This is a genomic window from Parapedomonas caeni, from assembly GCF_041060555.1.
Lineage (GTDB): Bacteria > Pseudomonadota > Alphaproteobacteria > Sphingomonadales > Sphingomonadaceae > CAUJIW01.
The window spans coordinates 173,464-197,291 of the sequence record NZ_JBEUDS010000003.1; the positions used below are offsets into that span (position 1 = coordinate 173,464).

Genomic DNA, 23,828 nt, shown 5'->3' on the forward strand with positions numbered 1-23,828 from the left:
GGGCCTTGCCATGCTTGCCTGCCGGCCGGTGCAGGTCATGGACATTCCGGGGGCCGCCGCTAATGTCGCTCGGCATTCACGGTGATCGAGTGTGGCGGTGAGGAGAACGGTTGTGGCGTTGACGGTGGCGGCGTTCGTGGAGCGCGTGGGGACGGAACTGGGGGTGTCCGACTGGGTGGATGTCAGTCAGCAGCGCATCAACACTTTTGCCGATGTCAGCGAGGATCACCAGTACATCCACGTCGACCTGGAGAAGGCCCGCGCGACGCCATTCGGTGGCACCATCGCCCACGGTCTGCTGACGCTGGCGTTCCTGCCGCACTTCAAGAACCAGATCGTGCCCGACATCGACGGCGTGACCATGGACATCAACTACGGCTACAACAAGATCCGCTTTCTCAGTCCTGTGAAGTCCGGCCAGCGGGTACGCGGCCGATTCCTGCTCAAGTCGGCGGACACCAGCCGGGCGGGGCGGTTGACATCGACCTACGAGGTGACGGTGGAGATCGAGGACGAGGACAAGCCGGCGCTGATCGCCGAGTGGGTGATGATGCAGGTATTTTAAGTCTAAAGTATAGCGACTATAGGCTGCGCCTTGGGGAGGGCGACGATGATGACGCTGGACGAATATGAGAAGCTGGTTGGCACGGAAATCGGTGTGTCCAGCTGGATCGCCGTCGATCAGGCGATGATCGATGCCTATGCCGACGTCATCGGCGACCATCAGTTCATCCATGTCGACCCGGAGAAAGCCCGCGCGACGCCGTTCGGCGGCACCATCGCGCACGGCCTGCTGACGCTGTCGCTGTTGCCGCAAATGGCCTACGAGGTGCTGCCCGTCGAGGAGGGCGCCCGGATGGGCGTGAACTACGGCTATGACCGGATTCGCTTCATCGCGCCGGTGAAATCAGGCAAGCGGGTGCGCGGCCGCTTCGTGCTGACGGGGTTTGATCGCCGGCCTGGCCAGGTGGTCAAGACCATGCGGGTGACGGTGGAGATCGAGGGCGAGGACAAGCCGGCGCTGGCGGCCGACTGGATCGGCATGACCTTTCTTTGACGCCGCCGGTGCGAGCGGCGCCGGCGGCTTTCCTTTCAGATCGAACTTGGGAGACAATCAATGGCAGGACGTTTTGAAAAGCGGGGCGACATTGGCCTCATCATCATCAACAATCCGCCGGTCAACGCCATCAGCGTCGCCGTGCGGTCGGCGATCGTCGACGGCCTGAACCAGGCCAGCGCTGACGCCGGCATCAAGGGCGTGGTCATCGTCTGCGAGGGCCGCACCTTCATGGCCGGCGCCGACATCACCGAATTCAAGGGCGCGCCCAAGCACCCGACCTTCCCGGAAATGCTCGACGTGGTGGAAGCCTTCGCCAAGCCGGCGGTGGCGGCGATCCACGGCACCGCCTTCGGCGGCGGCTTCGAGATCGCGCTGGGCTGCAACTACCGCGTTGCCGTGGCGTCCGCCCAGGTCGGCCTGCCGGAAGTGAAGCTCGGCATTTTGCCCGGCGCCGGCGGCACCCAGCGACTGCCGCGCCTGATCGGCGTCGAGGCGGGCTTGAACGCCATCGTCTCTGGCGACCCGATTCCGGCGCCGGTGGCGGCCAAGGCCGGCGCCATCGACAAGATCGTCGAGGGTGACCTGCTGGAAGCGGCGATCGCCTTCCTCAACGACAAGATCGCCGCCGGCGGTCCGCACCCGAAGGTCAGCCAGATCAGGATCGACCCGGCCTCGCTGCCGGCCGACTTCTTCGAGGCCGCCCGCAAGCGCATCGCCAAGGAACGCCGCAACCTGTTCGCGCCGCAGCGGATCATCGATGCCGTCGAGGCGGCGGTGAACCTGCCGCTGGAGGAAGGGCTGGTGCGCGAGCGCGAGCTGTTCGTCCAGTGCGCCACCAACAGCCAGTCGAAGGCGCTGCAGCATGTGTTCTTCGCCGAGCGCCAGGTCGCCAAGATCCCCGGTCTGCCGGCGGACGTGAAGCCGCGCGACATCAAGTCGGTGGCGGTCATCGGCGCCGGCACCATGGGCGGCGGCATCGCCATGAACTTCGCCAACGCCGGCATCCCGGTGACGGTGCTGGAAGTGGCGCAGGAAGGCCTCGATCGCGGTCTTGGCGTCGTGCGCAAGAATTATGAGGCCAGCGCCGCCAAGGGCCGGATCACGCCCGAGCAGGTCGAGACCCGCATGGGCCTGATCCGACCGACGCTGAGCTATGACGACCTCAAGGACGCCGACCTCATCATCGAGGCGGTGTTCGAGACCATGGAGATCAAGAAGACCGTGTTCGGCCAGCTCGACAAGGTGGCGAAGCCGGGCGCGATCCTCGCCTCCAACACCTCCTACCTGTCGATCGATGCCATCGCCGGCATCACCGGCCGGCCGGGCGACGTGGTGGGCACCCACTTCTTCTCGCCGGCCAACGTGATGCGGCTGATGGAAATCGTCCGTGGCAGCCAGACCGCGCCGGACGTGCTGGCGACCACGCTGGAACTCGCCAAGCGGATCAGGAAGGTCGGTGTGGTTGCCGGCAACTGCCATGGCTTCATCGGCAACCGGATGCTGGAAGGCTATGGCCGCGAGGCCGGCCTGCTGCTGCTCGAAGGCGCCACGCCGCAGCAGATCGACGGCGCCCTCTATGCCTTCGGCATGCCGATGGGCGTGCTGCAGATGGGCGACCTTGCCGGCCTCGACGTCGGCTACAAGTCGCGCAAGGACCGCGATCCGGCCAGCTACGAAACCCGCGCCACCCGCGTCGCCGACCGGCTGGTCGAGGCCGGCCGCATGGGCCAGAAGACCAACGCCGGCTATTACGACTATGAGCCGGGCAACCGCACGCCCAAGCCCTCGGCGCTGGTGCAGCAGATCATCGAGGAGACGGCGGCGGAGTTCCAGATCCAGCGTCGCGCGATCAGCGATGCCGAGATCATCGAGCGCTGCTTCCTGTCGATGATGAACATCGGCTGCGAGATCCTGCGCGAAGGCCACGCCTATCGCGCCAGCGACATCGATATCGTCTACCTCAACGGCTACGGCTTCCCCGCCTATCGCGGCGGCCCGATGTTCTGGGCGGAAAACGAGATCGGCCTCGCCACCGCGCTGGAGAAGATCAAGGGCTTCGCCGCCAGCGTCGGGCCGCGCTGGTGGACGCCGTCGCCGCTGCTGGAGCAGCTGGTGGCGGAAGGCCGCGGCTTCGCCAGCGTCGGGGCCTGATCGAACGGCACGTCATCCCTTCAGGCGGGATCGTCGGTCCCGCCTGGAGGCGGGGGTGGCGCCGGCGGCAACAGCGGCGGTCCGGCCTCGGCGCGCAGGCCGGCCGCCCGCACCGGGTCGGCCGGGCCGCCGATGCCCTTCTCCAGCATCTCCGCCAGCGCCCGCTTGGCGCGCCGGTCGCCGGTGCGTCCCGGGGTGGGCGTGATGTCGACGGGCATCGTCATCGCCGGCGTCTTGCCGACGGCCGGGACATAGATGAAGGTTTTGCTGGGGCCAGGCGGAATGTCGCGCGCCGCTTCCTCCATCAGCTTGCGCGCCGCCGCGTCGTTGCGCGGCAGCAGCACGCCCTGGCGCAGAAAACTCGCCAGCGCATATTGCGCCCAGGCGGTGCCCCGGCCGGCCTGGCACTGGACGGTCGCCAGCACGCCGGAGCGGAAGCGGGCGGCGTCGATGGCGACACCGGTCTCGTCGGGGCCGGTGACGCGGCCGCCGGGCCCGAACACGAAGGTGGTGCGTGGCGCCGGCAGGGTTTCCCCGAAATCCCACGACTGCAGGTCGATCCTGGCCACAGCCAGTCCGTCGGGCGTTACCTGGCCGAGATTGTCGAGCGGAAAGACAAGCCGCACCGTGCCCACCGGCAGGCCGTCGATGAAAGATGCAAGACGTCGGCCGGGCCAGGCGAACATGGTGCTCTCGATGGCGACCACGGAATCGACCAGCGCCGTCGCCCGGCCGAGCGCCAGCAGCGCGCCGATGCGCTCGCGATCTCGTCGGGCGGCGGCCTTTGCCACGGCCAACCGCAGCAATATCTGGGCCTTGGCAGCAAGCATCCGATCGTCTGGTGCCGTTTTCATCGCCGCCAGTGTCTGTTGCAGCACCGCTTCGACATCGGCGCTGGCAGCGGGAAAGCCGCGCGGCGGGAGGTCGTCCCAGTTGATGGCGACCCGGGCCACCGGCAGCAGCGGGCAGGGTGGTGGCGGCGTTGACGAGCAGGCCGCGAGCAGAAGCAGAACGGGCGCTAGCCCTAGAATGGCGCGCGATCTTGTCATGGCAGTTGTACTATTTCACAGCCCCCTGAATCACCATGAGCCTTGCACAACCGGGCCGGCAAGTGAAGGGTGGGGGCATGACGACGACCGGTTGAGCCGGCGGGATCGTCGTAATGTCGTCTATTGGATGCCTAGGGGAGATTTCACATGCGTGAGGCTGTCATTGTTTCCACCGCCCGGACGCCGATCGGCAAGGCCTATCGTGGCGCGTTCAACGCCACGCCGTCGCCGACGCTGGCCGGCCACGCCATCGCCGAGGCCGTCAAGCGGGCCGGCATCGCCGGCGCCGAGGTCGACGATGTGGTGATGGGCGCGGCCATCCAGCAGGGCGTGCAGGGCGGCAACATCGCCCGGCTGGCGGCACTGCGCGCCGGCCTGCCGGTCACGGTCTCCGGCATGTCGCTCGACCGTCAGTGCGCCTCGGGCCTGATGGCCATTGCCACCGCCGCCAAGCAGATCATCGTCGACGGCATGCAGATCACCGTCGGCGGCGGCGTCGAGTCCATCTCGATGGTGCAGACCGACCGTATGTTCCGCGAGGGCGATCCTGAGCTGGTGGGCATGCACAAGGACGTCTACATGGCGATGATCGACACCGCGGAGGTGGTCGCCAAGCGCTACAACATCAGCCGCGACGTGCAGGACGCCTATGCCCTGCAGAGCCAGCAGCGCACCGCCGCGGCCCAGGCCGCCGGCCGGTTCGACGCCGAGATCGTGCCGCTGGCCTCGAAGATGGCCGTGGTCGACAAGGAGACCAAGGCGGTCAGCTTCAAGGACGTGACGCTGGCCAGGGACGAGGGCAACCGGCCGGACACCGCGCTGGAAGGGTTGCAGGCGTTGCAGCCGGTGCGGGGCCCGGGTTTCGCGGTCACCGCCGGCAATGCCAGCCAGCTGTCGGATGGCGCCTCGGCCTGCGTGCTGATGGAGGCCAAGGAAGCCGAGAAGCGCGGCCTGGCGCCGCTGGGCATCTACCGCGGCATCGCGGTGGCGGGCCTGGAGCCGGACGAGATGGGCATCGGCCCGGTCTATGCCATCCCCAAACTGCTGAAGCAGCATGGCCTGAAGATCGACGACATCGGCCTGTGGGAACTCAACGAAGCGTTCGCCGTGCAGGTGCTCTACTGCCGCGACAAGCTGGGCATTCCCAATGACCGGCTCAACGTCGACGGCGGCGCCATCTCGGTGGGCCATCCCTACGGCATGTCCGGCGCGCGCCTGACCGGCCATGCGCTGATCGAGGGCAAGCGCCGGGGCGCCAAGTATGTGGTTGTCACCATGTGCGTCGGTGGCGGCATGGGCGCGGCGGGCCTGTTCGAGGTCGCCTGACGGCGGTCACGCCTGCCGGCGGCTATCCTGACGGCGCCCCTCGCATGGGGGGCGCCGCTCGCTATTCAGGGGGGAGGGCTGGCCATGACCCTGCCACTTTGGTCTGATGCCCTTCACGGCTTGTTCATGACACCTATATGAAGACTGGATGTCACCAGACCCCGTGAACGGGGCAGTTGCGGGAGTGAGTAGCATGACCTCGATGGCGAAGCGTCTGGCCTATACCGTGGGTACCGAGGGTGGCGGGCGCCTGTCCTGCGCGTTCCCGCTCGATCCGCGCACCCGGTCGCCCGAGCAGGTGGGCGAGGTTGCTGTCGCGCTGGTCGAGACGCTCGACCACGAGGCGCGCGTCAGCGGGCTTGCCAATGGCGACATGTTGCAGGCGCTGGCGATCGCGCTGGCGCTGCGGGTCGGCATGATGGAAGGCGACACCGATGAGAACACCGAACTGGCCGACGCGCTGGTTCAGGAGGCCCTGGCGGCGGTACGGGCGCGGGCGCGCGGCTGACCCGATCCGTCCGGGCCCCGTGATCTCATGGGCGCACATCCCTTGACCCGAGGCGCGTTGGCGCGCATTTGAGTGGCACGGGCGCGGCGGGGCGCCCCTGCTCGCAAAAGGCGATGCCGCCCGACCAAGCCTGCCTGGCAGACTGGACACCCTTCCGTTGATGGATCGCACTGGCGAGCGACGATCCGTGATCGACGGAGGTTTTATGTCGCTCACCGACCCGATGGTTTCCCGACGTCTCGACGCCTTGCGCGCCGAGGCTACCCTGTTGCTCAAGCTGCTCACCGGCGCCGAAGCGGCCCGGGCCCGCCATGCGGCGGCCCGGCTGCGCAAGCTGCCGGCACTGGGCGCGCTGGGCATCGACGCGGTGCTGGCTCGCGCCGCCGGCTTCCAGCACAAACATGCCCTGCAGGTGGTGGCCGTCGAGCACGGCCAGGCAAGCTGGGCGGCGCTCAAGGCCGCCATCGAGGCCGGCCGTGCCGAGGCGGTGCCGGCGCTCGACCTGGAGCCGTTCATCGGCGCCGGCGGGTCGGCGTTCCTCAATCGCTGGTTTGCCCGTGTGGACGAGGCCGAGGCGTGGTTGGCGCGCGAGGGCGGCTATCTGCTGCCTTATCGTCGGCAGTGCGTGCTGATGGAAGCCGATGCGGTGGCCGCACTGGGGTTCGACCCGGCCGACCCGGACTGGGCGGCCATGGGCTGGAACTGGGTCCGGCCGCTCGATGTCGCCGCGCGCGACCGGCTGGCCCGGCGCTGGGCGGTGCCCGGCTGAGCGCTGCTGCCGGGCTGACCGTTGTGGCGGCCCCGGGCGGAGGCTTCAGATCACGGCGTTGACGCTGATCGGGGCGGCGACCGGCGTCCGGCCGACGGGTGCCACGGTTGCGTTGGCGCCATAGGTGGGGGCGGGGCGCTTGCCCTTGCTTGCTTCCGCCGCGATGGCGCCGAGAATGCCCTCGCTGACGGATTTCAGCCGCAGCACGATGCGGCCGTTGAGCATCACCAGCTCCTGGAACCCGGCCAGCGCCTCGCTCAGGGCACGGCGCAACGAGGTGTCCGACGCCTTCAGTCCGGCACCATCGGCCTTCAGGGCTGCCAGCCCCTTGGCGAGCTGGGCTGACAATCGGCCTTTTTCTTCCAGCAGCGGCTGGATGGCGGCGGGGCGTTCGGTCTCCAGCAGCCGGTTCTCGGTCTCCACCAGCAGCGTCAGGCGCTGTACGATCTGGAGCAGCTCCGTAAGACGTTCATCGACGCTGACCGCCGGACCGGCCTCCGGCGTCATGCCTTGAGCCATCAGCAACGGATTCATGGCTGACCTCCCTGCAAGCGGATCAGTTCATCCATCAGGGCCGGCATCAGGCCGATGCCGCCGCGTTTGGAAATCTCCTGGCCGATTTTCTCGCCCATCATGCTGCGGTAGACCTGCTCGGCGCTGCCGCCGCCGGTGATCGGGTCGGTTGGCACGGTGGACATCATGATGTTGGTGAGTTCGCCGATCAGCACGGCCTCGAACTCACGCATCGTCTCGACCGAGCGGGGGTCGACCCTGGGTGCCTGGCCCTGCTCGGCGGTGGCGAGCGGCCGGGCGCCGACCATGGCGATCGGGGTGGCGGGCAGGGCGGATGTCGTGGGGGTCATCAGAACACCTCCACTTCGGCCTGGAGGGCGCCGGCGGCACGCAACGCCTGGATGATGGTGATCAGATCACGCGGGCCGACACCCAGCGCATTGAGGCCGTTGACGACTTCCTGCAGTGACACGCCGGTATCGAGCACGGTCATCTTGTTGCCGCTGCTGTCGTCCACCTCGACGTTGGTGCGTGGCACCACCTGAGTCTCCCCGGTCTGCGACAACGCATTGGGCTGGGAGACCTGCGGGGTTTCGGTGATGCGGATGGTGAGGTTGCCCTGGGCAATGGCGACCTTGCTGATCTTGACGTCGGCGCCCATGACGATGGTGCCCGAGGATTCGTCGATGACGATGCGGGCGGGCTGGTCCACCGATACCGGCAGTTGTTCGATCTCGCTGATGAGGTTGACCAGGCCACCGAGTTCCGACCCGGCCAGGCTGAGCTGTACGGTGCTGGGATCCAGCGCCGAGGCGATGGCGGCGCCTTTCTTCTCGTTGATGACCGCGGCGATCCGGCGGGCGGTGGTGAAATCCGGGTTCTTCAGCGCCAGCTTCATCGACTGCATCTGCGACAGATTGTAGGCGATCTCGCGTTCGATGATGGCGCCGTTGGAGATGCGTGCCGAGGTGGTGACACCACGCGAGATGCTCTCCGCCTGGCCCTTCGCCTCGAAGCCCGATACCGCCACCGGGCCCTGCGCGACCGCGTAGACTTCGCCGTCCAGCCCCACCAGCGGCGTGACCAGCAGGGTGCCGCCCTGGAGGTTGTCGGCGTCGCCAAGCGCGGAGACCTGGACGTCGATGCGCGAGCCCTTGCGGGCGAACGGCGGCAGGGTGGCCGTCACCGAGACGGCGGCGACGTTGTCGGTCTTCATGTCGACGTTGCGCAGGGCGATGCCGAGGCGATCGAGCATGGCCTGCAGCGACTGCTGGGTGAAGGGCGAATTGCGCAGGCTGTCACCCGTGCCCTTGAGGCCGACCACCAGGCCGTAGCCGATGAGCTGGTTTTCCCGGACGTTCTCGAAATCCACCACGTCCTTGATCCGCGAGGCGCCGTGCGCGGCGGTGCTCTGGCCGGCAACAACTGCCAGCATCAGGCAGAGACTGCCCAGCCATTTCCCGATCGAGACGCGTGAACCCGGCATAACTTTCCCTTGAGGCAAGTGTTTTGGTTGTTCTCCCGACATGCTATGCGAATGGCGTGCCAATTGAGGCGCGGGATCGGGGCAGGATCCGTCGTTGATGATTTGGAAACCATGATGGGCGCAGAGTAGGGCCATGCGGATCACCGACACCAATCGTGCGCAGGCCGCCGGCGGACGCCGGACGGAGAAGCGCGGCGATGCGACAGGGGCATCCCCCTTCTCGTCGCTGTTGCAGACGGGCGACGCGCCGGATGCCTCTGCAACCACGGGTGCGGGTCCGGTCGCGGCGGTCGGCGCCCTGATCGCCTTGCAGCAGGTTGACGATGCCGCCCATGGCCGGTCGCGCGGGCTTCAGCGGGGCCGCGACCTGCTCGACTCCCTGGAGCAGATCCAGCGCGGCTTGCTGACGGGCACGCTCAGTGTCACGCAGCTGCAATCGATTGCCGCCAGATTGCGGGCGCATGAGTCCGTGGCCGATCCTCAACTCTCTGAAATTATGTCGGAAATAGAGTTGAGGGTGGCTGTGGAACTGGCCAAGTTGGGTGTTGAGACGGTTCTCTGACAGCATCGCTTGTGAGTGTTGCCTGAACCCTCTATAAGCCCGGCACCGGTCGTCAGTAGCGCATCGCAAGGGAGAGTGGGTTGTATGCTGAACGGTACCAATGAAGGCGTTGTTCTGGCCGCGGTTGCCGGTTCACAGCCGATCGCGGATCTGCCCGACGGTTATGTGCCATCTCCTGACGAAGAATTCATGAATCCACTCCAGCGCGAATATTTTCGCCTCAAGCTGCTGAACTGGAAGGATGAAATCCTGCGCGAGGCGCGCGAGACGCTGGAGACGCTGCAAAATGAATCATTGCGCGAACCCGATGTCACGGACCGCGCGTCCTCGGAGACCGATTGGTCGATCGAGCTGCGCACCCGCGATCGCCAGCGCAAACTGATCTCAAAGATCGATGCCGCCCTGCGCCGGATCGAGACCGGGGACTATGGCTACTGCGAAGTGACGGGTGAGCCGATCTCGTTGCAGCGCCTGGAAGCGCGACCGATCGCCACCATGACGCTGGAGGCGCAGGAGCGCCACGAGCGCCAGGAAAAGGTCACGCGCGACGACTGATCCATCTCTGGTCCTGACGGCTGCCGTAAAGCCCGCGTCGCTTGATACTAGCGGGTGCCGCGGGGTTCGCGTGGCAGCCCCAAGGCCCGTTCGGCGATGATGTTGCGCTGAATCTGGTTGGTGCCGCCGTAGATGGTGTCGGCCCGGGCGTAGAGAAACAGGTTGCCCAGGGTGTCCCACGCATAGTCGCTATTGGCGGTCACCATGCCATCGAGTCCCAACACGTCGATGGCAAGCTCGCCAAGTGTCCGCCGCCAGCTTGCCCACTGAAGCTTGTAGGTGAGGGCAGCGCCATCCGGCCGAGTGGGGTCGGTGTTGCTGAGCATGCGCAAGGCGCCGTAGCGCATCAGGCGCAAACCGATTTCCGCTTTGGCGATGCGTTGCCGGATCAGGGGATCGCGGGCGGTGCCATTGGCGCGCGCCGCGGCGATGACGGCATCCAGTTCATTGCGGAAGCCCATCTGCTGCCCGAGCGTCGATACCCCGCGTTCGAAGCCGAGCAGGCCCATGGCCACCTGCCAGCCATTGCCCGGCGTCGACACCACGTTGTCGGCAGCGGTACGCGCGCCATCGAAGAAGGTCTCGTTGAATTCCTCCTCGCCATTGATCTGCCGGATCGGCCGGATGTCGATGCCCGGCTGGTCGAGGGGTACGAGCAGGAAGGTAAGCCCCCTGGGGCCGGCCGATCCTTCCTCGCTGCGGGCGAGGACGAAGATCCAGTCGCAGAACTGCGCCAGGCTGGTCCATGTTTTCTGGCCGTCGATCACCCATTCGCCGCTGTCGGCATCCAGGCTGGCGCGGGTGCGCACATTGGCGAGGTCCGACCCGGCATTGGGCTCGGAATAGCCCTGGCACCACAGTGCCCGCCCGGCGGCGATGTCGGGCAGAAAGCGGGCCTGCTGCGCCTCGCTGCCATAGGCGAGGATGGTCGGGCCGACAAGCTCGATGCCCAGGTGGCCAATGCGCCCCGGCGCCCCGGCGCGAGCATATTCCTCGGCGAAGATGACCTGCTGGACGAGGGTGGCGTCGCGGCCGCCCCAGCGCGCCGGCCAGCCGATGCAGCTCCAGCGGTGTTCGCCCAGCCGCTGCTCCCACTCCCTGCGCCGTCCGGCCATCGCGGTAAGGCCCTTGATGCCGCGGATGTCCTTGAAGTCGCCGGACATCTGCCCGGCCAGCCAATCGGCGGCCTCGGCGCGGAACAGTTCGTCCTCGGGTGAAAATCCCAGTTTCATGCTGTCTCTCCGAGGCCGATCAACCGGGCGATCTGTTCCCGGTGCCAGTCGCTGCCGCCCAGCATGTGCTGGATCGCCTTGGCGCGCTTGAGGAAGAGGTGGGCATCGTGCTCCCAGGTGAAGCCGATGCCGCCGTGCAGCTGGATCATGTCGCCGGCGCAGCGGAAATAGGTATCTGCCGCGAACGCCTTGGCGGCATGAAGTGCCAGCGTTGCTTCAGGCGAACCTTCGTCGATGGCGCAGGCCGCCCAGTAGACGGCCGAACGGGCCTGTTCGATATCCACCATCATGTCCGCCAGTCGGTGCTTGTAGGCCTGGAAGCTGCCGATGGGGCGACCGAACTGCACCCGGTCGAGGGCGTAGGTCACGGTGCGGTCAAGGCAGCTCTGGGCACCGCCCAGCGCCTCGGCCGCCAGGCAGATGAGACCGCCGGCCGTGGCGGCGGCGCGGGCGCGCTCGCCATCGGCCAGCGGCTCGGCCGGTGTCCGCGCCAGCGTCAGGCGCGCGAAGGGGCGCGTCTGGTCCATGGTGGTGCGGGGCGTTACGGTCATGCCGGGCGCATCGGCCTCGACCAGCCACAGGCCGCTGTCGGCAGCGACAACAAACAGGTTCGCGACCGTGCCATGGGGCAGGAAGTCGCAACTCCCACTCAGGCGATTGCCTGACACTTCGATGGCACCGGATTCCGCGCAAGCCGCGAGCGTGCGGCCGTCCGCCAGTCGCGGCAACCAGTGCGCCTGCTGGGCGGCACTGCCGCCGGCCAGAAGGGCTTGCGAGGCCTGAACGAGCCCAAGCAGGGGCAGGGCGGCGACCTGGGCGCCGGCCGCCTCGGCGATGATGGCAAGCTCGACCATGCCCAGACCGGCGCCGCGGTGCGCTTCGGGGATGACCACGCCTGCAAGGCCCAGTTCGTTGACAAATGCCTGCCACAACGCGCCGTCCATGCCCTGATCCGCCATGGCGTCACGGGTGCGCGCGCTGGTGGCGTTGTCGAGGAAGAAACGGCGGACGCTGTCGGCTATCAGTATCTGCTCGTCCGTGAAACTGAACTGCATGCCCTCATTCCCCAGCCGCGAGGCGTGGTGTTCGCGGCTGTCGACGCGATGTTGTCAATCCGGAGGATGTGTTTGCACATGGGGGTGGGTAGTGTCAACAATGCGTATTTTATGCACACATTGTATACGCATATGGATGGTAATGCCGAGTGTTGTCCGGTTTGCGATGCCGACACGCAGGGCCCGCGGTCGATGGCTAATGCACGTCGTTAACCCCGTTTCAACCTCGTCGACGGTGATAATATCGAGTATATACGTCATGCAGTGATGTACGGCATCGGGTCGAATGGCGTCGCGCTGCCGGTAAAGTCAGTGCGAGAAGGTCATAAGACCCATGCGGATGACGTTTGATTTTGGAAGGCCGGAGGCCTTTGCGTGTATGCGTCGTCGTTCGAAACGCCCGTCGGTGTTGATCGCCGCCACCATCCAGGTCGGTGAGGAGCGGCTGCTCGGGCGTGTTCGCAACGTTTCCACCGGCGGCATGATGATCGAATGCGGTCGCCGGTTGCGCAAGGGCGAGCCGATCTGCGTCGAGTGCAACAAGTTCGGCACGTTTCACGGGCATGTGGCGTGGTCGGAGGGCGGCCGCTTCGGCATGGCCTTTGATCAGCCGATCGATGTCACCGCCTTTGGTCTGCCGGCCAATGATACCGCGCCCGCCGCCGAAACCACCGAAACCGCCGAATCCGCGATGCCCGATGCGGCGTCAGCGACGCCAGATCCGCCGGCGACCCGGCCGACCCGGCTCTTCGGTGGCAAGCCGCTCAATCGCTGGGTTTACTGAACCTTCGACTTTGCGGAAGCGCCGGTTCGGCCGGTTCCTTGCTGCGGCCGCGAGCCGCCAATCTTCTCCCCTTGCCGGATGCCAACGCGAAACCGGCGCACCCCGAGGGATGCGCCGGTTCCGTGGCAGCGGTGGGAACAGACCGCTCGGGCTCAGAAGGGGAACAGGGCGTCGTAAAGCTGCTGGCCGTAGCGAGCCTGCTGGACGTCGGTCAGCTGGCCGCGACCCCCGTAGGAAATGCGGGCCTCGGCGATCTGGGTGTGGTTGATGGTATTGTCGCGGCTGATGTCCTCGGGACGGACGATGCCGGCGATCACCAGTTCGCGAACCTCGAAGTTGACCCGGACCTCCTGGCGACCCTGGATGGCAAGGTTGCCATTGGGAAGGACGCCGGTGACAACGGCGGCAACGGTGAGGTTGATGGTCTCCGACCGCTGGACCTGCCCCGTGCCCGTCGAGTTCGATGCCGAGGAGCCGTCGATCAGCGACGACGGGTCAACCGCGTTGGGCAGCACCTTGTTCAGTTTGCTCTCAAGGCCGAGGAAATTGGGCATGCCGGCCTTTTCCGAGTTGGTGCGGGTGCGGCTGGTGGTGTTGGCGACCTGGGCCCTGTCGGCGATATTGATGTTGACGGTCACGATGTCGCCCGTCTTGGCCGCGCGCTGATCCCGGAAGAATGCGCGAGCGCCGGTGCGCCACAACGAGGTGCCTGACTGCGCGGTCTCGGTTGATCGCGGTGGCTGCCCTGTCAGTCCCTGCTGGGCGATGGAGGCTTCCACCGCCGGCGCGGCGACGTTCTCGATGGGCGTGAATTTCGGTGCGCGGCCGATATTGGCGACACGCTCGGCAGTGCCGCAGGCCGCAAGCGAGAGGGCAGCGCCGGTCAGGATCAGGATACGGTTCCACATGATGTTCACCCTTGTCTCTATGTCGTTGGCCAATGATGGCATCGGGTCGGGGGTCAGAAATTGCCGGCCAGTGCCGCCGGCAGGACGGCGGTTGTCACCCGTACCAGTCCCTGGGACACGACCTCGGCGTCGATCACCTGCTTCGAACTGAGGTTCTGGACGCGGATCAGCTTGCCGGCGGCGCCGCTTTCCATGGCCCGGCCGGAGGCCGCGATGGTGAGCGGTCCGCGGCGCAGCACCATGCTCACCGCCTGGCCCTTCTTGACGAGCTCCGGCTCCTGGACGTCGAGCGCCCGGACGATCATGCCGGGCATGAGGGCGCGGCGCGCTTCCTTGCCGACGATGGCGCCCATCGGCAGGGCGCCACGCGCTTCCGTGTCGGTGCCCGGGCGCGTGGTCAGCGCGGCGGCGTCGATGAGCTCCCCGCGCGCCACCGGAATCTCGACAACCGCGATGGTCTGCTGGGGCGCGGCAGCGGCAGTTGAGGCGACGCAGAGCGTGGCGAGAACGGCGAAGGCAATTGAGCGTTTCATGGTCATCACCGGATCTGAGTGGTGGCGTTCATCATCTCGTCGGCGGTCTGGATCACTTTCGAATTCATCTCATAGGCGCGCTGGGCGGTGATGAGTGCCGTGATCTCGCTGACGGGATTGACGTTGGAGGTCTCCAGGAAGCCCTGACGCAGCTTGCCGAAGCCGGCGTCGCCGGGCAGGCCGACCGTCGGAGCACCGGAGGACGGGCTTTCAATCAGCAGGTTGTTGCCGATCGATTCCAGGCCTGCCTCGTTGGGAAAGGTGGCCAGCTCGATCTGGCCGACGGTCTGATAGTCGACCTGGCCGTCGATCTTAACCTGGACGATGCCGTTCTCGCTGATCGACACGTCGACGGCGTCGGCCGGCACGGTGACGCCGGGCTGGATGCGGTAGCCCTCCGGGGTCACCAGTTCGCCGTTGTCGGAAAGCTGGAACGAGCCGGCGCGCGCATAGGCATCCTCGCCGGTTGGCAGCTGGATGCGGAAGTAGCCGCGTCCGTCGATCGCCATGTCGTAGTCGTTGTAGGTCTGGGTCATGTTGCCCTGCTCGGTGATGCGATAGACGCCACCGGCGCGCACACCGACGCCGATCTGGATGCCGCTGGCATTACGGGTGTCCGCCGCCGAGGTCTGGGCACCAACCCGCTGGACGGTCTGGTAGAGCAGGTCCTGGAATTCCGCGCGCTGCCGCTTGAATCCCGTGGTGTTCATGTTGGCGATATTGTTCGAGATAACCTCGACATTGAGCTGCTGGGCCAGCATGCCCGTCGCGGCGATGTTCAGTGAGCGCATGGGTTTCTTCTCCTGAAATTACTGGACCCGGCCGAGCTTTTCGATGCCGCGCTGGCGGATGTCGTCATACTTGTCGAGCAGTCTGGTGGTGCTCTGGTAGGCGCGCAGGATCTCGATCATGTCGGCCAGCTCGATGACCGGCTTGACATTGGAGCCCTCGATCACGCCCGACTTCAGCTTCACCTCTTCCGGCGGCAAGGCCTTGCCGCCCTCGCCGGTCATCATCGAGGCACCGATCTTCTTCATCTGCACCTCGCTTTCGAACGCGGTGACCAGCAGGCGCCCGCGCGGACCGAGGTTGGAGGAGACGGTGCCATCGCTGGCGATGTGAAAATCGGTTTCCTGGGGGGTGAACTGGATCGGCTGTTCGCCATCGCTCATCACCTGGGCGCCGCTGTCGGTCACCAGGTATCCCTCGTCGGAGATGCGGAAGTTGCCGTTGCGGGTGTAGGCGATCTGGCCGTCTTCGGTGCGTATGGTGAAATAGCCTTCACCCACCAGGGCGACGTCCGTCGGTTCGTTGGTCGGAATGAGATCGCCCGCGGTGGTGTCGTGGGCGAAGCCCTGGTCAAGCACGAACGACACCGGTTTGGCGCTGTCGGTGAGGCTGGAGTCCATCTTTTCGAGATAGGTCTCGAAGATGGCGTTCTCGCGCTTGTAGCCCGCCGTGTTCATGTTCGCGATGTTGTTCGCGACAAGATCGAGCTGGCGGCGCAGGGCCTTCTGGTGCGACAGGGCGACGTAGTTCAGCGTATCCATGGTGACCATGCCTTTTTGGAGGTCGATGACGAGATACAAGCAAACCTGATGCCAGTTTTCTATCACATTGAAAAATATGAGTATTGTATGATTTCGGCGCGCCGGAATGCGCGGGGTGGGCAAAAATGGCCGGGTGCCTTCTGCCGGGGCCGGTTCTCAACAGGTTGTTAACCGTGCCGCCGTTAACGTATCGGTCAAGACGCGGCGCGACCGCCGCATCATTCGAGCTGGTGGACCCATGGCGAGCAACGCAGACGCCGATCTGGACGATATCGAGGACGGCGACCTCAAGCGCAAGAAATGGAGCGGCAAGAAGATCGTCATGATCGCCGTGCCGGTGCTGGTGCTGCTCATCGGCGGCGGCGTCGCCGCGACCATGCTGATGGGCGGCGGCGAACATAAATCCGAGGAGCAGGCCGAGGAAGAGGATCCCGAGGCAGCGAAGATCGTCTATGTCGATCTGCCAGACCTGCTGGTCAACCTGAAGTCGCCGGACCGCAAGAGCAGCTTCCTCAAGCTGTCGATCTCGCTGGAGGTCAAGGGGCAGAAGCAGGCGGACGAGATCAAGGAAAAGATGCCGCGGGTGATTGACGGTTTTCAGGTCTATCTGCGTGAACTGCGCATTGATGACCTGTCCGGATCGGCTGGCATGTTCCGCCTGAAGGAGGAGCTGCTGCGCCGGGTCAATACCAGCCTGGCGCCGCTCAAGGTCAACGACGTCCTGTTCAAAGAAATGCTGGTTCAGTAGCGATGGCTGGTCCTGACGATATCGACGACACCGAGGGCCCTGACGACGACGCGCTGGCGGCCGAGTGGGCGGCCATGGCTGGTGACGAGAAGCCGGCCGACGAGGATGTCGCCGCGCAGTGGGAGCAGATGGCCGAGCAGGAGGACGAGGAGCTGATGTCCAGCGTCCAGTCCGGCCGCGTGCTCGACCAGGACGAGATCGACAGTCTGCTGGGCTTCGACGGCGACGACGAGGAGTCGGCGCGCACCGGTATCCAGGCGATCATCAATTCCAGCCTGGTGTCGTATGAACGCCTGCCGATGCTGGACGTCATTTTCGACCGGCTGGTACGCATGATGTCCACGTCGCTGCGCAACTTCACCTCCGACAACATCGAGGTCAGCCTCGACAACATCAGCTCGGTGCGGTTCGGCGACTATCTCAACTCGGTGCCGCTGCCGGCGATGATGGGCGTGTTCCAGGCCGCCGAGTGGGACAACTACGGCCTGATGACGGTGGATTCCAACCTCATCTACTCGATCGTCGACGTGCTGCTGGGCGGCCGTCGCGGTACCGCGCCGATGCGCATCGAGGGCCGGCCCTACACCACCATCGAGACCAATCTGGTCGAGCGGATGATCGACGTCATCCTGGCTGACCTCGCCGCGGCGTTCGAGCCGCTGTCGCCGGTGACCTTCCTGTTCGATCGCATCGAGACCAACCCGCGCTTTGCTTCCATTGCCCGGCCGACCAACGCGGCCGTGGTGGTGCGCCTGCGTGTCGACATGGAAGATCGCGGCGGCAAGCTGGAAATGCTGTTCCCCTATGCGACGCTCGAACCGATCCGCGAACTGCTGCTGCAGCGGTTCATGGGTGAAAAGTTCGGCCGGGACAGCATCTGGGAAACCCACCTGGCATCCGAACTGTGGCGCACCCGGGTCGATCTCGATGCCGTGCTCGATGAACAGGTGATGAGCCTGGGTGAAGTGATGAGCCTCAAGGTCGGCCAGACCCTGGTGTTCAATGCCACGGTGCGTGACTCCATCGAGATGCGCTGTGGCGGTATTCCGTTGCTGACCGGTCGCCTGGGGCGGGCCGGCAAGCACATTGCCGTGCAGGTGCGGTCGTCAAACGCCCGACTGGAAGGAATTGCGTGATGATTGGCTGGATTGTCGATGTCGTGCTGTGTCTGCTGTTGCTGGCGACCCTGGTCGGCGGGTGGCGATTGAACCAGCGCCTGCTGGGGCTGCGCCGGGATCGGGTGGAGATGGACGCGCTGATCAAGTCCCTCAACGCCACGGTCGGGAAGGCGGAATCGAGCATCCACATTCTTCGCGCGGCGGCGCAGGAGGCGGAGACGACGCTGGCCGACCGTGTGGCTGCCGCACGCTCCCTGGTTGACGAGCTGACCATCATCACCGAGACCGGCGAACGTCTCGCCAACCGGATCGAACATGGTCTCACCGGAGGCGTGGCCGCCCGCCCGGCCGCCGCGCCGCTGCCGGTTGCCGAGCCAGCTCCCAAGCTCCATGCCCTCAAGGGCGTGCGGTAACAGCGCGGGACAGAGGGGCCACACATGGCGTTAGCATCGTTTTCCATTCGACCCCTGCCGCTGATTCTGGTGGCGGGTGCCGGTATTCTGGCGGTCAACGCCGCCAACGTGGTGACATCAGCCCCCTGGGGTGTCGGGGCGGCACAGGCGGCAGATGCGCCGGCGGCGACCGCCAAGACCGCGGCGACGGGCAAGACCGCCGTCCAGCCTGCCGGCACCAGGCAGGGCACGGCCAAACCTGCCGCTCCCGCCGCGCCGCAGAGCCGCGTGGAAGCGCAGTTGATGGATGACATCGCGTCGCGGCGGACCGCCTTCGACGAGCGTCAGAAGCAGCTGGAAATGCGCGAACGCCTGATGGAGGCAACCGAAAAGCGCGTCGAGGCGAAGATCGCCGAGCTGAAGGCGCTGGAAGGGCGACTGAAGCAGCTGACCGCTGTCCAGGAGGATCAGGCGAACAAGCAGTTTGCGTCGCTGGTCAAGGTCTATGAGACCATGAAGCCAAAGGATGCGGCGCCGATTTTCCAGAAGCTGGACATGCCGGTGCAGATCGCCGTGGCAACCCGCATGAAGGAAGCCAAAATGGCCGCCATACTGTCGGCGATGAACCCCGACTCCGCCAAGGCGCTGACCATGGCGCTCGCCGAACGCGCGAAGTTGCCAAGCTGATTGCGCTTAACCTGCTTTTTACCTGCTGGATTTAACGTAACTGCAATCGGGCTCATTACGCCGCCAGATGATTACGTATTTGGAGAGTGCAAACATGTCAGGTCTCGCGACAGCCTCCATCACCGACAAGATCGAAGCCCTGCGTGAGCAGCGCGGTGACAGCGTCCAGGTTCGTGATATCGCGGGCATCGTGTCATCGATGGTGTCCTCGATGCAGGGCGAGTTGGAGCTCGCCGCTCTGAAGATCGGCAGTGAGCTGAAGGAACTGGTGGAGTTCATCAGCACTGCCAAGGCCGAGATCGCCTCGATCAAGCCCAGTGCACTGTCCAAGCAGGACATTCCGGGCGCGGCCGATGAACTGGACGCCATCGTGCAGCATACCGAGTCCGCCGCGGGGCAGATCATGGACTGCGCCGATGAGGTGACGGCGATTGCCGGGGAATGCGAGGGCGAGCTGGCGGAGCGGCTGGGTGACATCGCCACCCGCATTTTCGAGGCGTCGAGCTTCCAGGACATTACCGGCCAGCGCGTGACCAAGGTCGTGCGGGTGCTCAAGCACATTGAGGAAAAACTTGGTCAGCTGGCCGAGGCGGTGGGGGATACCCATGTCCCGGCGGCGGAAAAGGAAATCCACCTCGACGAGAAGGGTGATCCGGTCGATCCCAAGGAACTGTTGAACGGTCCGGCGCTTGAGGGTCTTGGCAACAACCAGGACGATATCGACGCGCTGCTGGCGAGCTTCGACTGACGACAGGTGATGCCCACCGGCGCGGGAGATCGGCCGTCTTCTGCCGCCAGTGACCACATGGCCGTGGGCACGGGCAGTAACGGATTGCTGCTCACACTGATGTTGTTTCTCGTTGCGCTGTTCGCGGCCCTGGTGGCCGTGGAGACGCCTCCACGGCACGATCAGCCCGATCTGCCGCCCGCGCTGAGCCTCCTCGCGCCGCACGGTGCGGTGACCCCGACCGGTATCCGGTTGACCACCCCGTTTTTCGTAACCGACTCCGCCGCCCTGACCGAGGCCGGAGTCGCTTTTCTGCCGGCAGTGTCGGCGGCCGCCCGTCGGTTGCGCGAGGGTGAGCGGCTTGCCCTCGATGTCGTCCCGCTATCCGCCGATGCCGAGCTGGCGGCGACCCGCCTGGCGACGCTGGCGACGGCCCTGAGCGCCCATGGCGTCAGTCTGCCCGATGTCGCGCTGGGGTCGGCGCGCGGGCAGGGCAATGGCATGATTCATCTACTGGCTCGGGAGGCGTGATGCTGACGCGTCGCCCCGGAACGGCCTGGCAGCTGACCTTCGCGGACATGCTGAGCCAGCTTCTGTGCCTGCTGGTGCTCGCCTACAGCCTCAAGATCCAGGCCGATGACGGTCGCTCGATGGCGCTGGCGGCCATTCGCGGTCTGTTTGGCGGGCAGGCGATCGAGGCCATGCCGCCGGCATCCCAGGCCGGCGCGGGCACGACCGCCAACTATCTGACGACCTGGTTGCAGACAAGGCTCGCCGATGCGCCGGCGCTTGCCGGGATGGCAGTCCAGCCGACGGGACAGGCGTCGCGCCTCCTCCCTGATCCCGGCCTGATCCGCGATCGCGAGGCGCTGCGCCAGCTGGCGGAAATCCTTGACCGATCGGGTCGGCGGGTGGCCATTGTGGCGATGTCGCCGACCAATGACCCGCAGGCATGGTCGCGGGCGGCGGGATCGGCGGCGATGCTTGCCCGTGCCTTGCGTGACAATGGCCTGGCGGCGATACCCCGGCTGGTTGTGCAATCCGATGGTGACGGATTGTTCATTGATGTGGAAGAAGATGGGGCATGATGTCGATAGCTGCCCGCCTGTGTGCGTCCGTGCTGATCGTCTCCCTGTCCACGCAGGCCGTGGCCGGGGCGGTGGTCCTGCGCGCGGCGGATCATGCGGATTATTCGCGGGTGGTCTTCGAATGGCCCGCGGCGGTAGAGTACAGTGTCACCTCGTCGGGGGAGCGGGCAACGGTGACGTTCCGCTCGGCCGACACCATTGATCTGGCCCGACTCAAGGGTTTTGGCCTCAAGAACCTGCGTGATCCCCGGCTCGTTCGCGAGGGCGACCGAACCACACTGAGCTTCTCGATACCCGTCAACGGTCGCCTGCATCACTACCGGTCCGGCGGCAAGATTGTCCTTGATGTGAAGGACGGCGTTCCTCAGGCACGCGCGGCCGACAAGGTGGCGGCGATTACGCCGGGGGCGGGCAACGACACATTCGTGCGCGACCAGTTGAAGGCGGTGAAGGCCGCGGCCAGCGCGCCCAAGCCGCCGCCGCCCAAATCGGCGGCGGAGATCAACAAGGCGGTCGTCGAGGAAGCGTTGCAGTCGGCGTCGGTCGAGGTCGCGCGCGGCGGCGCGGTCACGGGCAAGGTTGAGCCGATCAACGGCGGCATCGCCCTGCGTTACACGTTCACCGAGATGGTCCCGGCGGCGATCTTCGCCCGGGGCAATCAGCTTGTCATGGCCTGGCCCGGCGAGCGGGTGGTGACGACGCCGCCGCTGGAGGCGATCTCGGGGGACCGGGCGCGCCGGGTCGACCGGCTGTCCATCAGCGGTGCTACCGTGCTCAGCGTCCAGATACGGCCGGGCATCGGGGTCGGGGTCCAGCGCGAGGGCACGACCTGGAAGATCGAGATCAAGGACAGCGAAATCCTGCCACGTGAACTGATCCGGCTGGATTCGCAGTCGGACCCTGTGATGGGCAGCCGGGTCTTCGGTCATCTGTCGGAACCGTCACGGGCGATCCAGATTGCCGATCCGCTGGACGGCAAGGCATTGCTGGTGGTGCCGGCCGCCGCTGCCAGCGCCGGTGTGATGGCCGACAAGCCGTATCCCGGCGGAACCGTGCTGGCCAGCGCGCAGGGGCTGGTGGTCAAGCCATCGTCGGCCAGGGTGCAGGCGGTGACCTTCGCCAATGGTGTCGCGCTCATGGGGCTAGAGCAGGCCCGGTCGACCGACGTCGCCCAGCGTGGCTATCTCAACCGCGGCGACGGCACGGTGGCCGACGCCCGACTGATCGACCTGGCGGCCTGGCAGGGCCGTGCGGCGACGCCCTACACGGAACGCAAGGCCAAACTGCTCTATGATCTCAGCATGGCAAGCGAGGTTGACCGGGCTGAGAGGCGCTGGGCGCTCGCCCGCTTCTATCTCGGTAACGGCATGGCGGCCGATGCCGCCGGTGTTCTGGATGTCATGGCGCAGAGCGATCCCGACATTCTCAACGCGCCCGCGTTCCGGGCAACGCGCGGTGTCGCCCGCTTGCAGCTGCGACAGTTCGCCGAGGCTTACGACGATCTCGGCCAGCCCGTTCTCGACACTGAACCGGAAATGGCGCTGTGGCGGTCCATGGCGCTGGAGGCGATGGGCCGGCCGGGCGAGGCGGTGACGGCATTCGCCACCGGCGATGACGTGATTGCGCTGTATGACCCCGAGATGCAGGCGCGGTTCCGTCTTGCCGCCGTGCGTGCCGATATCGCCAACGGCGGCGGCGCGGTCGCGGCGCAGGAGCTGGCGGCGCTTGATGACAAGGCGCTGTCGCCGGGGATCCGTGCGGAGGTCGCCTACTGGCAGGGCAAGCTTGCCCTGGCGAAGGGCGATCAGGCCGGCGCTGCCGCCCAGTTCGCCACGGCGGCGAGTCTCGCCGACCGGCGCGTGACCGCCATGGCGACACTGGCGATGACACAGCAGGAACTGTCCCAGAAGAAGATTGGCAACGCCCAGGCTATTGACCGGCTGGACCGTCTGCGCTTCGCCTGGCGCGGCGACGATTTCGAGCTGGATCTGCTCGACGAACTGGCGCGGCTGTACCTCGATGGCGGGGAATTGCGCGACGCCCTGTATGCGATGCGTCAGTCCGTCAAGTATTTCAAGCCCTCGGACCGGACGCGCGCGGTTGCCGAGCGCATGGACGCGGTGTTCCGTAACCTGTTCCTCGATGGCGGTGCCGACACGCTGCCGCCAGTGCAGGCGCTGGGTCTGTACTACGACTTCCGCGATCTCACGCCGATGGGTGCCGACGGTGACGCCATGATCCGCAAGCTGGTCGAGCGGCTGGTCAGTGTCGACCTGCTGGATCGGGCGGCGTCGCTGCTTGAGCATCAGGTCAAGTATCGTCTAGAGGGCATTCCGCAGGCGGCCGTGGCAGCCCGGCTGGCGATGATCCACCTGATGAACGCGGCGCCGGACAAGGCGATTGGCGTGCTGCGGGCGACTCGCCAGCAGACCTTGCCGGACGATATCCGCCGCGAGCGCAACCAGGTGGAAGCCCGCGCGCTGCTTGACCTCGGTCAGGCCGACGAGGCCGAGGTGGTGCTGGAGGGCGACAGGTCGCCGGCGGCGCAGATGCTGCGGGCCGATGTCTACTGGAAGCTCAAGGACTGGAAGCGGCTCGCCGCCGTGCTGAACACGGTGCTGCCGGCGGCAGGGGAGACGCTGGACGAGGACGGCCGCCGGCTGGTGCTGCGCGCCGCCGTTGCGCGTACCATGCTCTCCGACGAAGCTGGCCTGGCGGCGCTTCGCCGCACCTATCGCACGCCGATGGGGCGGGATGCCCTTGGCGCCGCGTTCGACGTCATTACCACCGATACGTCGTCGGGGGTCGACAACATCGCCCAGCTCTCGGCGACGCTGGCCGAGATCGACAAGATCGACGCCTTCGTGCGGACCTATCGCGAGGCCTTCGCGCCCGACCCGGCCCCGGCAGCGGCAAGGCCCGCTCGGACGGCCGCTGCGGCGACGGGCGCGGCCGGCTGATCCGTCATCTCACAGGTCATGCCCGGCTGCCGCTGACGGCCCCGGTCGGCGGGCGTGCCGGGATCCT

At 66.3% G+C, this 23,828-nt stretch carries 27 protein-coding genes; 17 read left to right on the plus strand and 10 right to left on the minus strand.

Features of this window, described 5'->3' with window-relative positions:
• Positions 1–97: 97 nt before the first annotated feature.
• Genes ABU113_RS03970 through ABU113_RS03980 form a run of 3 tightly spaced genes read left to right on the plus strand, consistent with a single transcriptional unit; the run spans position 98 to position 3,211 of the window.
• Positions 98–565, plus strand: coding sequence for a MaoC family dehydratase (locus ABU113_RS03970; RefSeq protein WP_454558182.1), 468 nt, complete (start codon positions 98–100; stop codon positions 563–565).
• Between the two features lie 45 nt (positions 566–610).
• A complete protein-coding gene (locus ABU113_RS03975) occupies positions 611–1,057 on the plus strand; it encodes a MaoC family dehydratase (RefSeq protein WP_454558183.1) in 447 nt (148 codons plus the stop codon).
• 60 nt (positions 1,058–1,117) lie between these two features.
• Positions 1,118–3,211: a 3-hydroxyacyl-CoA dehydrogenase NAD-binding domain-containing protein gene (locus ABU113_RS03980; RefSeq protein ID WP_454558184.1), complete on the plus strand. Its 2,094-nt coding sequence runs from the start codon at positions 1,118–1,120 to the stop codon at positions 3,209–3,211.
• Between the two features lie 20 nt (positions 3,212–3,231).
• On the opposite strand, the gene ABU113_RS03985 is transcribed toward ABU113_RS03980, so the two are convergent.
• Positions 3,232–4,260, minus strand: coding sequence for a hypothetical protein (locus ABU113_RS03985; protein ID WP_454558185.1), 1,029 nt, complete (start codon positions 4,258–4,260; stop codon positions 3,232–3,234).
• 147 nt (positions 4,261–4,407) lie between these two features.
• On the opposite strand from ABU113_RS03985, the gene ABU113_RS03990 reads away from it, so the two are divergent.
• The 3 genes from ABU113_RS03990 (at position 4,408) to ABU113_RS04000 (ending at position 6,863) form a co-directional block, all read left to right on the plus strand.
• The gene (locus ABU113_RS03990) at positions 4,408–5,586 is read left to right on the plus strand and encodes an acetyl-CoA C-acyltransferase (RefSeq protein ID WP_454558186.1); all 1,179 of its coding nucleotides are present in this window, start codon (positions 4,408–4,410) and stop codon (positions 5,584–5,586) included.
• A 193-nt stretch (positions 5,587–5,779) separates the two neighbouring features.
• On the plus strand, positions 5,780–6,094 hold the full coding sequence (locus ABU113_RS03995; RefSeq protein ID WP_454558187.1) for a hypothetical protein: 315 nt from the start codon (positions 5,780–5,782) through the stop codon (positions 6,092–6,094).
• Between the two features lie 205 nt (positions 6,095–6,299).
• A complete protein-coding gene (locus ABU113_RS04000) occupies positions 6,300–6,863 on the plus strand; it encodes a hypothetical protein (RefSeq protein ID WP_454558188.1) in 564 nt (187 codons plus the stop codon).
• Between the two features lie 45 nt (positions 6,864–6,908).
• Here the strand turns inward: ABU113_RS04000 and ABU113_RS04005 are convergent, their stop codons facing one another.
• From ABU113_RS04005 to ABU113_RS04015, 3 genes are read right to left on the minus strand one after another with little or no spacing between them, the layout of a single operon-like run.
• Entirely contained in the window at positions 6,909–7,397 is a 489-nt protein-coding gene (locus ABU113_RS04005; RefSeq protein ID WP_454558189.1) for a hypothetical protein, read from the minus strand.
• Entirely contained in the window at positions 7,394–7,726 is a 333-nt protein-coding gene (locus tag ABU113_RS04010) for a rod-binding protein (protein WP_454558190.1), read from the minus strand. Before ABU113_RS04010 ends, ABU113_RS04005 begins: the two co-directional genes overlap by 4 nt.
• Positions 7,726–8,811 (minus strand): flagellar basal body P-ring protein FlgI, encoded by a 1,086-nt coding sequence (locus ABU113_RS04015; protein WP_454558191.1) that lies wholly within the window; start codon positions 8,809–8,811, stop codon positions 7,726–7,728. The genes ABU113_RS04010 and ABU113_RS04015 overlap by 1 nt, the downstream gene beginning before the upstream one ends.
• 184 nt (positions 8,812–8,995) lie before the next feature.
• On the opposite strand from ABU113_RS04015, the gene ABU113_RS04020 reads away from it, so the two are divergent.
• Positions 8,996–9,424, plus strand: a complete 429-nt coding sequence (locus tag ABU113_RS04020) for a flagellar assembly protein FliX (protein WP_454558192.1) — start codon at positions 8,996–8,998, stop codon at positions 9,422–9,424.
• A 189-nt stretch (positions 9,425–9,613) separates the two neighbouring features.
• Complete coding sequence (gene dksA, locus ABU113_RS04025; protein ID WP_454558223.1) at positions 9,614–9,979, plus strand: RNA polymerase-binding protein DksA; 366 nt, start codon at positions 9,614–9,616, stop codon at positions 9,977–9,979.
• A gap of 47 nt (positions 9,980–10,026) precedes the next feature.
• Here dksA and ABU113_RS04030 read toward each other — a convergent pair whose 3' ends face one another.
• Both ABU113_RS04030 and ABU113_RS04035 read right to left on the minus strand, forming a co-directional pair.
• Positions 10,027–11,211: an acyl-CoA dehydrogenase family protein gene (locus tag ABU113_RS04030; protein ID WP_454558193.1), complete on the minus strand. Its 1,185-nt coding sequence runs from the start codon at positions 11,209–11,211 to the stop codon at positions 10,027–10,029.
• Positions 11,208–12,266: an acyl-CoA dehydrogenase family protein gene (locus ABU113_RS04035; RefSeq protein WP_454558194.1), complete on the minus strand. Its 1,059-nt coding sequence runs from the start codon at positions 12,264–12,266 to the stop codon at positions 11,208–11,210. The genes ABU113_RS04030 and ABU113_RS04035 overlap by 4 nt, the downstream gene beginning before the upstream one ends.
• Positions 12,267–12,645: 379 nt before the next feature.
• Between ABU113_RS04035 and ABU113_RS04040 the strand changes: the two genes are divergently transcribed.
• Positions 12,646–13,050: a PilZ domain-containing protein gene (locus tag ABU113_RS04040; RefSeq protein WP_454558195.1), complete on the plus strand. Its 405-nt coding sequence runs from the start codon at positions 12,646–12,648 to the stop codon at positions 13,048–13,050.
• Positions 13,051–13,202: 152 nt separating this feature from the next.
• On the opposite strand, the gene flgH is transcribed toward ABU113_RS04040, so the two are convergent.
• The 4 genes from flgH to flgF are packed head-to-tail and all read right to left on the minus strand — an operon-like array spanning position 13,203 to position 16,050.
• The gene (gene flgH, locus ABU113_RS04045) at positions 13,203–13,958 is read right to left on the minus strand and encodes a flagellar basal body L-ring protein FlgH (RefSeq protein WP_454558196.1); all 756 of its coding nucleotides are present in this window, start codon (positions 13,956–13,958) and stop codon (positions 13,203–13,205) included.
• Positions 13,959–14,011: 53 nt separating this feature from the next.
• Positions 14,012–14,491 (minus strand): flagellar basal body P-ring formation chaperone FlgA, encoded by a 480-nt coding sequence (flgA, locus tag ABU113_RS04050; protein ID WP_454558197.1) that lies wholly within the window; start codon positions 14,489–14,491, stop codon positions 14,012–14,014.
• 5 nt (positions 14,492–14,496) lie between these two features.
• Positions 14,497–15,282 carry a flagellar basal-body rod protein FlgG gene (gene flgG / locus ABU113_RS04055; protein WP_454558198.1) on the minus strand — a complete coding sequence of 262 codons (786 nt, stop codon included), beginning with the start codon at positions 15,280–15,282 and terminating at the stop codon, positions 14,497–14,499.
• 18 nt (positions 15,283–15,300) lie between these two features.
• A complete protein-coding gene (flgF, locus tag ABU113_RS04060) occupies positions 15,301–16,050 on the minus strand; it encodes a flagellar basal-body rod protein FlgF (RefSeq protein ID WP_454558199.1) in 750 nt (249 codons plus the stop codon).
• Positions 16,051–16,279: 229 nt separating this feature from the next.
• Here flgF and ABU113_RS04065 point away from each other — a divergent pair, with 229 nt between their 5' ends.
• From ABU113_RS04065 to ABU113_RS04100, 8 genes are all read left to right on the plus strand, one after another.
• On the plus strand, positions 16,280–16,789 hold the full coding sequence (locus ABU113_RS04065; RefSeq protein WP_454558200.1) for a flagellar basal body-associated FliL family protein: 510 nt from the start codon (positions 16,280–16,282) through the stop codon (positions 16,787–16,789).
• 2 nt (positions 16,790–16,791) lie between these two features.
• Complete coding sequence (gene fliM / locus ABU113_RS04070) at positions 16,792–17,925, plus strand: flagellar motor switch protein FliM (protein WP_454558201.1); 1,134 nt, start codon at positions 16,792–16,794, stop codon at positions 17,923–17,925.
• Positions 17,925–18,320 carry a DUF6468 domain-containing protein gene (locus ABU113_RS04075; protein ID WP_454558202.1) on the plus strand — a complete coding sequence of 132 codons (396 nt, stop codon included), beginning with the start codon at positions 17,925–17,927 and terminating at the stop codon, positions 18,318–18,320. The genes fliM and ABU113_RS04075 overlap by 1 nt, the downstream gene beginning before the upstream one ends.
• A gap of 24 nt (positions 18,321–18,344) precedes the next feature.
• Positions 18,345–18,986 carry a MotE family protein gene (locus ABU113_RS04080; protein WP_454558203.1) on the plus strand — a complete coding sequence of 214 codons (642 nt, stop codon included), beginning with the start codon at positions 18,345–18,347 and terminating at the stop codon, positions 18,984–18,986.
• Between the two features lie 94 nt (positions 18,987–19,080).
• Positions 19,081–19,734 (plus strand): protein phosphatase CheZ, encoded by a 654-nt coding sequence (locus tag ABU113_RS04085; RefSeq protein WP_454558204.1) that lies wholly within the window; start codon positions 19,081–19,083, stop codon positions 19,732–19,734.
• A gap of 57 nt (positions 19,735–19,791) precedes the next feature.
• On the plus strand, positions 19,792–20,244 hold the full coding sequence (locus ABU113_RS04090; protein ID WP_454558205.1) for a hypothetical protein: 453 nt from the start codon (positions 19,792–19,794) through the stop codon (positions 20,242–20,244).
• Entirely contained in the window at positions 20,244–20,801 is a 558-nt protein-coding gene (locus ABU113_RS04095) for a hypothetical protein (RefSeq protein ID WP_454558206.1), read from the plus strand. Before ABU113_RS04090 ends, ABU113_RS04095 begins: the two co-directional genes overlap by 1 nt.
• Positions 20,798–23,761 carry a hypothetical protein gene (locus tag ABU113_RS04100; protein WP_454558207.1) on the plus strand — a complete coding sequence of 988 codons (2,964 nt, stop codon included), beginning with the start codon at positions 20,798–20,800 and terminating at the stop codon, positions 23,759–23,761. Before ABU113_RS04095 ends, ABU113_RS04100 begins: the two co-directional genes overlap by 4 nt.
• Positions 23,762–23,828: the final 67 nt, after the last annotated feature.

Bases quoted from the DNA above. Each gene is read 5' to 3' on its own strand.
- ABU113_RS03975 (WP_454558183.1), top strand. From the start codon at position 611: ATGATGACGCTGGACGAATATGAGAAGCTGGTTGGCACGGAAATCGGT.
- ABU113_RS03980 (WP_454558184.1), top strand. From the start codon at position 1,118: ATGGCAGGACGTTTTGAAAAGCGGGGCGACATTGGCCTCATCATCATC.
- ABU113_RS03985 (WP_454558185.1), bottom strand. From the start codon at position 4,260: ATGACAAGATCGCGCGCCATTCTAGGGCTAGCGCCCGTTCTGCTTCTG.
- ABU113_RS03990 (WP_454558186.1), top strand. From the start codon at position 4,408: ATGCGTGAGGCTGTCATTGTTTCCACCGCCCGGACGCCGATCGGCAAG.
- ABU113_RS03995 (WP_454558187.1), top strand. From the start codon at position 5,780: ATGACCTCGATGGCGAAGCGTCTGGCCTATACCGTGGGTACCGAGGGT.
- ABU113_RS04000 (WP_454558188.1), top strand. From the start codon at position 6,300: ATGTCGCTCACCGACCCGATGGTTTCCCGACGTCTCGACGCCTTGCGC.
- ABU113_RS04005 (WP_454558189.1), bottom strand. From the start codon at position 7,397: ATGAATCCGTTGCTGATGGCTCAAGGCATGACGCCGGAGGCCGGTCCG.
- ABU113_RS04010 (WP_454558190.1), bottom strand. From the start codon at position 7,726: ATGACCCCCACGACATCCGCCCTGCCCGCCACCCCGATCGCCATGGTC.
- ABU113_RS04015 (WP_454558191.1), bottom strand. From the start codon at position 8,811: ATGCTGGCAGTTGTTGCCGGCCAGAGCACCGCCGCGCACGGCGCCTCG.
- ABU113_RS04020 (WP_454558192.1), top strand. From the start codon at position 8,996: ATGCGGATCACCGACACCAATCGTGCGCAGGCCGCCGGCGGACGCCGG.
- dksA (WP_454558223.1), top strand. From the start codon at position 9,614: ATGAATCCACTCCAGCGCGAATATTTTCGCCTCAAGCTGCTGAACTGG.
- ABU113_RS04030 (WP_454558193.1), bottom strand. From the start codon at position 11,211: ATGAAACTGGGATTTTCACCCGAGGACGAACTGTTCCGCGCCGAGGCC.
- ABU113_RS04035 (WP_454558194.1), bottom strand. From the start codon at position 12,266: ATGCAGTTCAGTTTCACGGACGAGCAGATACTGATAGCCGACAGCGTC.
- ABU113_RS04040 (WP_454558195.1), top strand. From the start codon at position 12,646: ATGCGTCGTCGTTCGAAACGCCCGTCGGTGTTGATCGCCGCCACCATC.
- flgH (WP_454558196.1), bottom strand. From the start codon at position 13,958: ATGTGGAACCGTATCCTGATCCTGACCGGCGCTGCCCTCTCGCTTGCG.
- flgA (WP_454558197.1), bottom strand. From the start codon at position 14,491: ATGAAACGCTCAATTGCCTTCGCCGTTCTCGCCACGCTCTGCGTCGCC.
- flgG (WP_454558198.1), bottom strand. From the start codon at position 15,282: ATGCGCTCACTGAACATCGCCGCGACGGGCATGCTGGCCCAGCAGCTC.
- flgF (WP_454558199.1), bottom strand. From the start codon at position 16,050: ATGGTCACCATGGATACGCTGAACTACGTCGCCCTGTCGCACCAGAAG.
- ABU113_RS04065 (WP_454558200.1), top strand. From the start codon at position 16,280: ATGGCGAGCAACGCAGACGCCGATCTGGACGATATCGAGGACGGCGAC.
- fliM (WP_454558201.1), top strand. From the start codon at position 16,792: ATGGCTGGTCCTGACGATATCGACGACACCGAGGGCCCTGACGACGAC.
- ABU113_RS04075 (WP_454558202.1), top strand. From the start codon at position 17,925: ATGATTGGCTGGATTGTCGATGTCGTGCTGTGTCTGCTGTTGCTGGCG.
- ABU113_RS04080 (WP_454558203.1), top strand. From the start codon at position 18,345: ATGGCGTTAGCATCGTTTTCCATTCGACCCCTGCCGCTGATTCTGGTG.
- ABU113_RS04085 (WP_454558204.1), top strand. From the start codon at position 19,081: ATGTCAGGTCTCGCGACAGCCTCCATCACCGACAAGATCGAAGCCCTG.
- ABU113_RS04090 (WP_454558205.1), top strand. From the start codon at position 19,792: ATGGCCGTGGGCACGGGCAGTAACGGATTGCTGCTCACACTGATGTTG.
- ABU113_RS04095 (WP_454558206.1), top strand. From the start codon at position 20,244: ATGCTGACGCGTCGCCCCGGAACGGCCTGGCAGCTGACCTTCGCGGAC.
- ABU113_RS04100 (WP_454558207.1), top strand. From the start codon at position 20,798: ATGATGTCGATAGCTGCCCGCCTGTGTGCGTCCGTGCTGATCGTCTCC.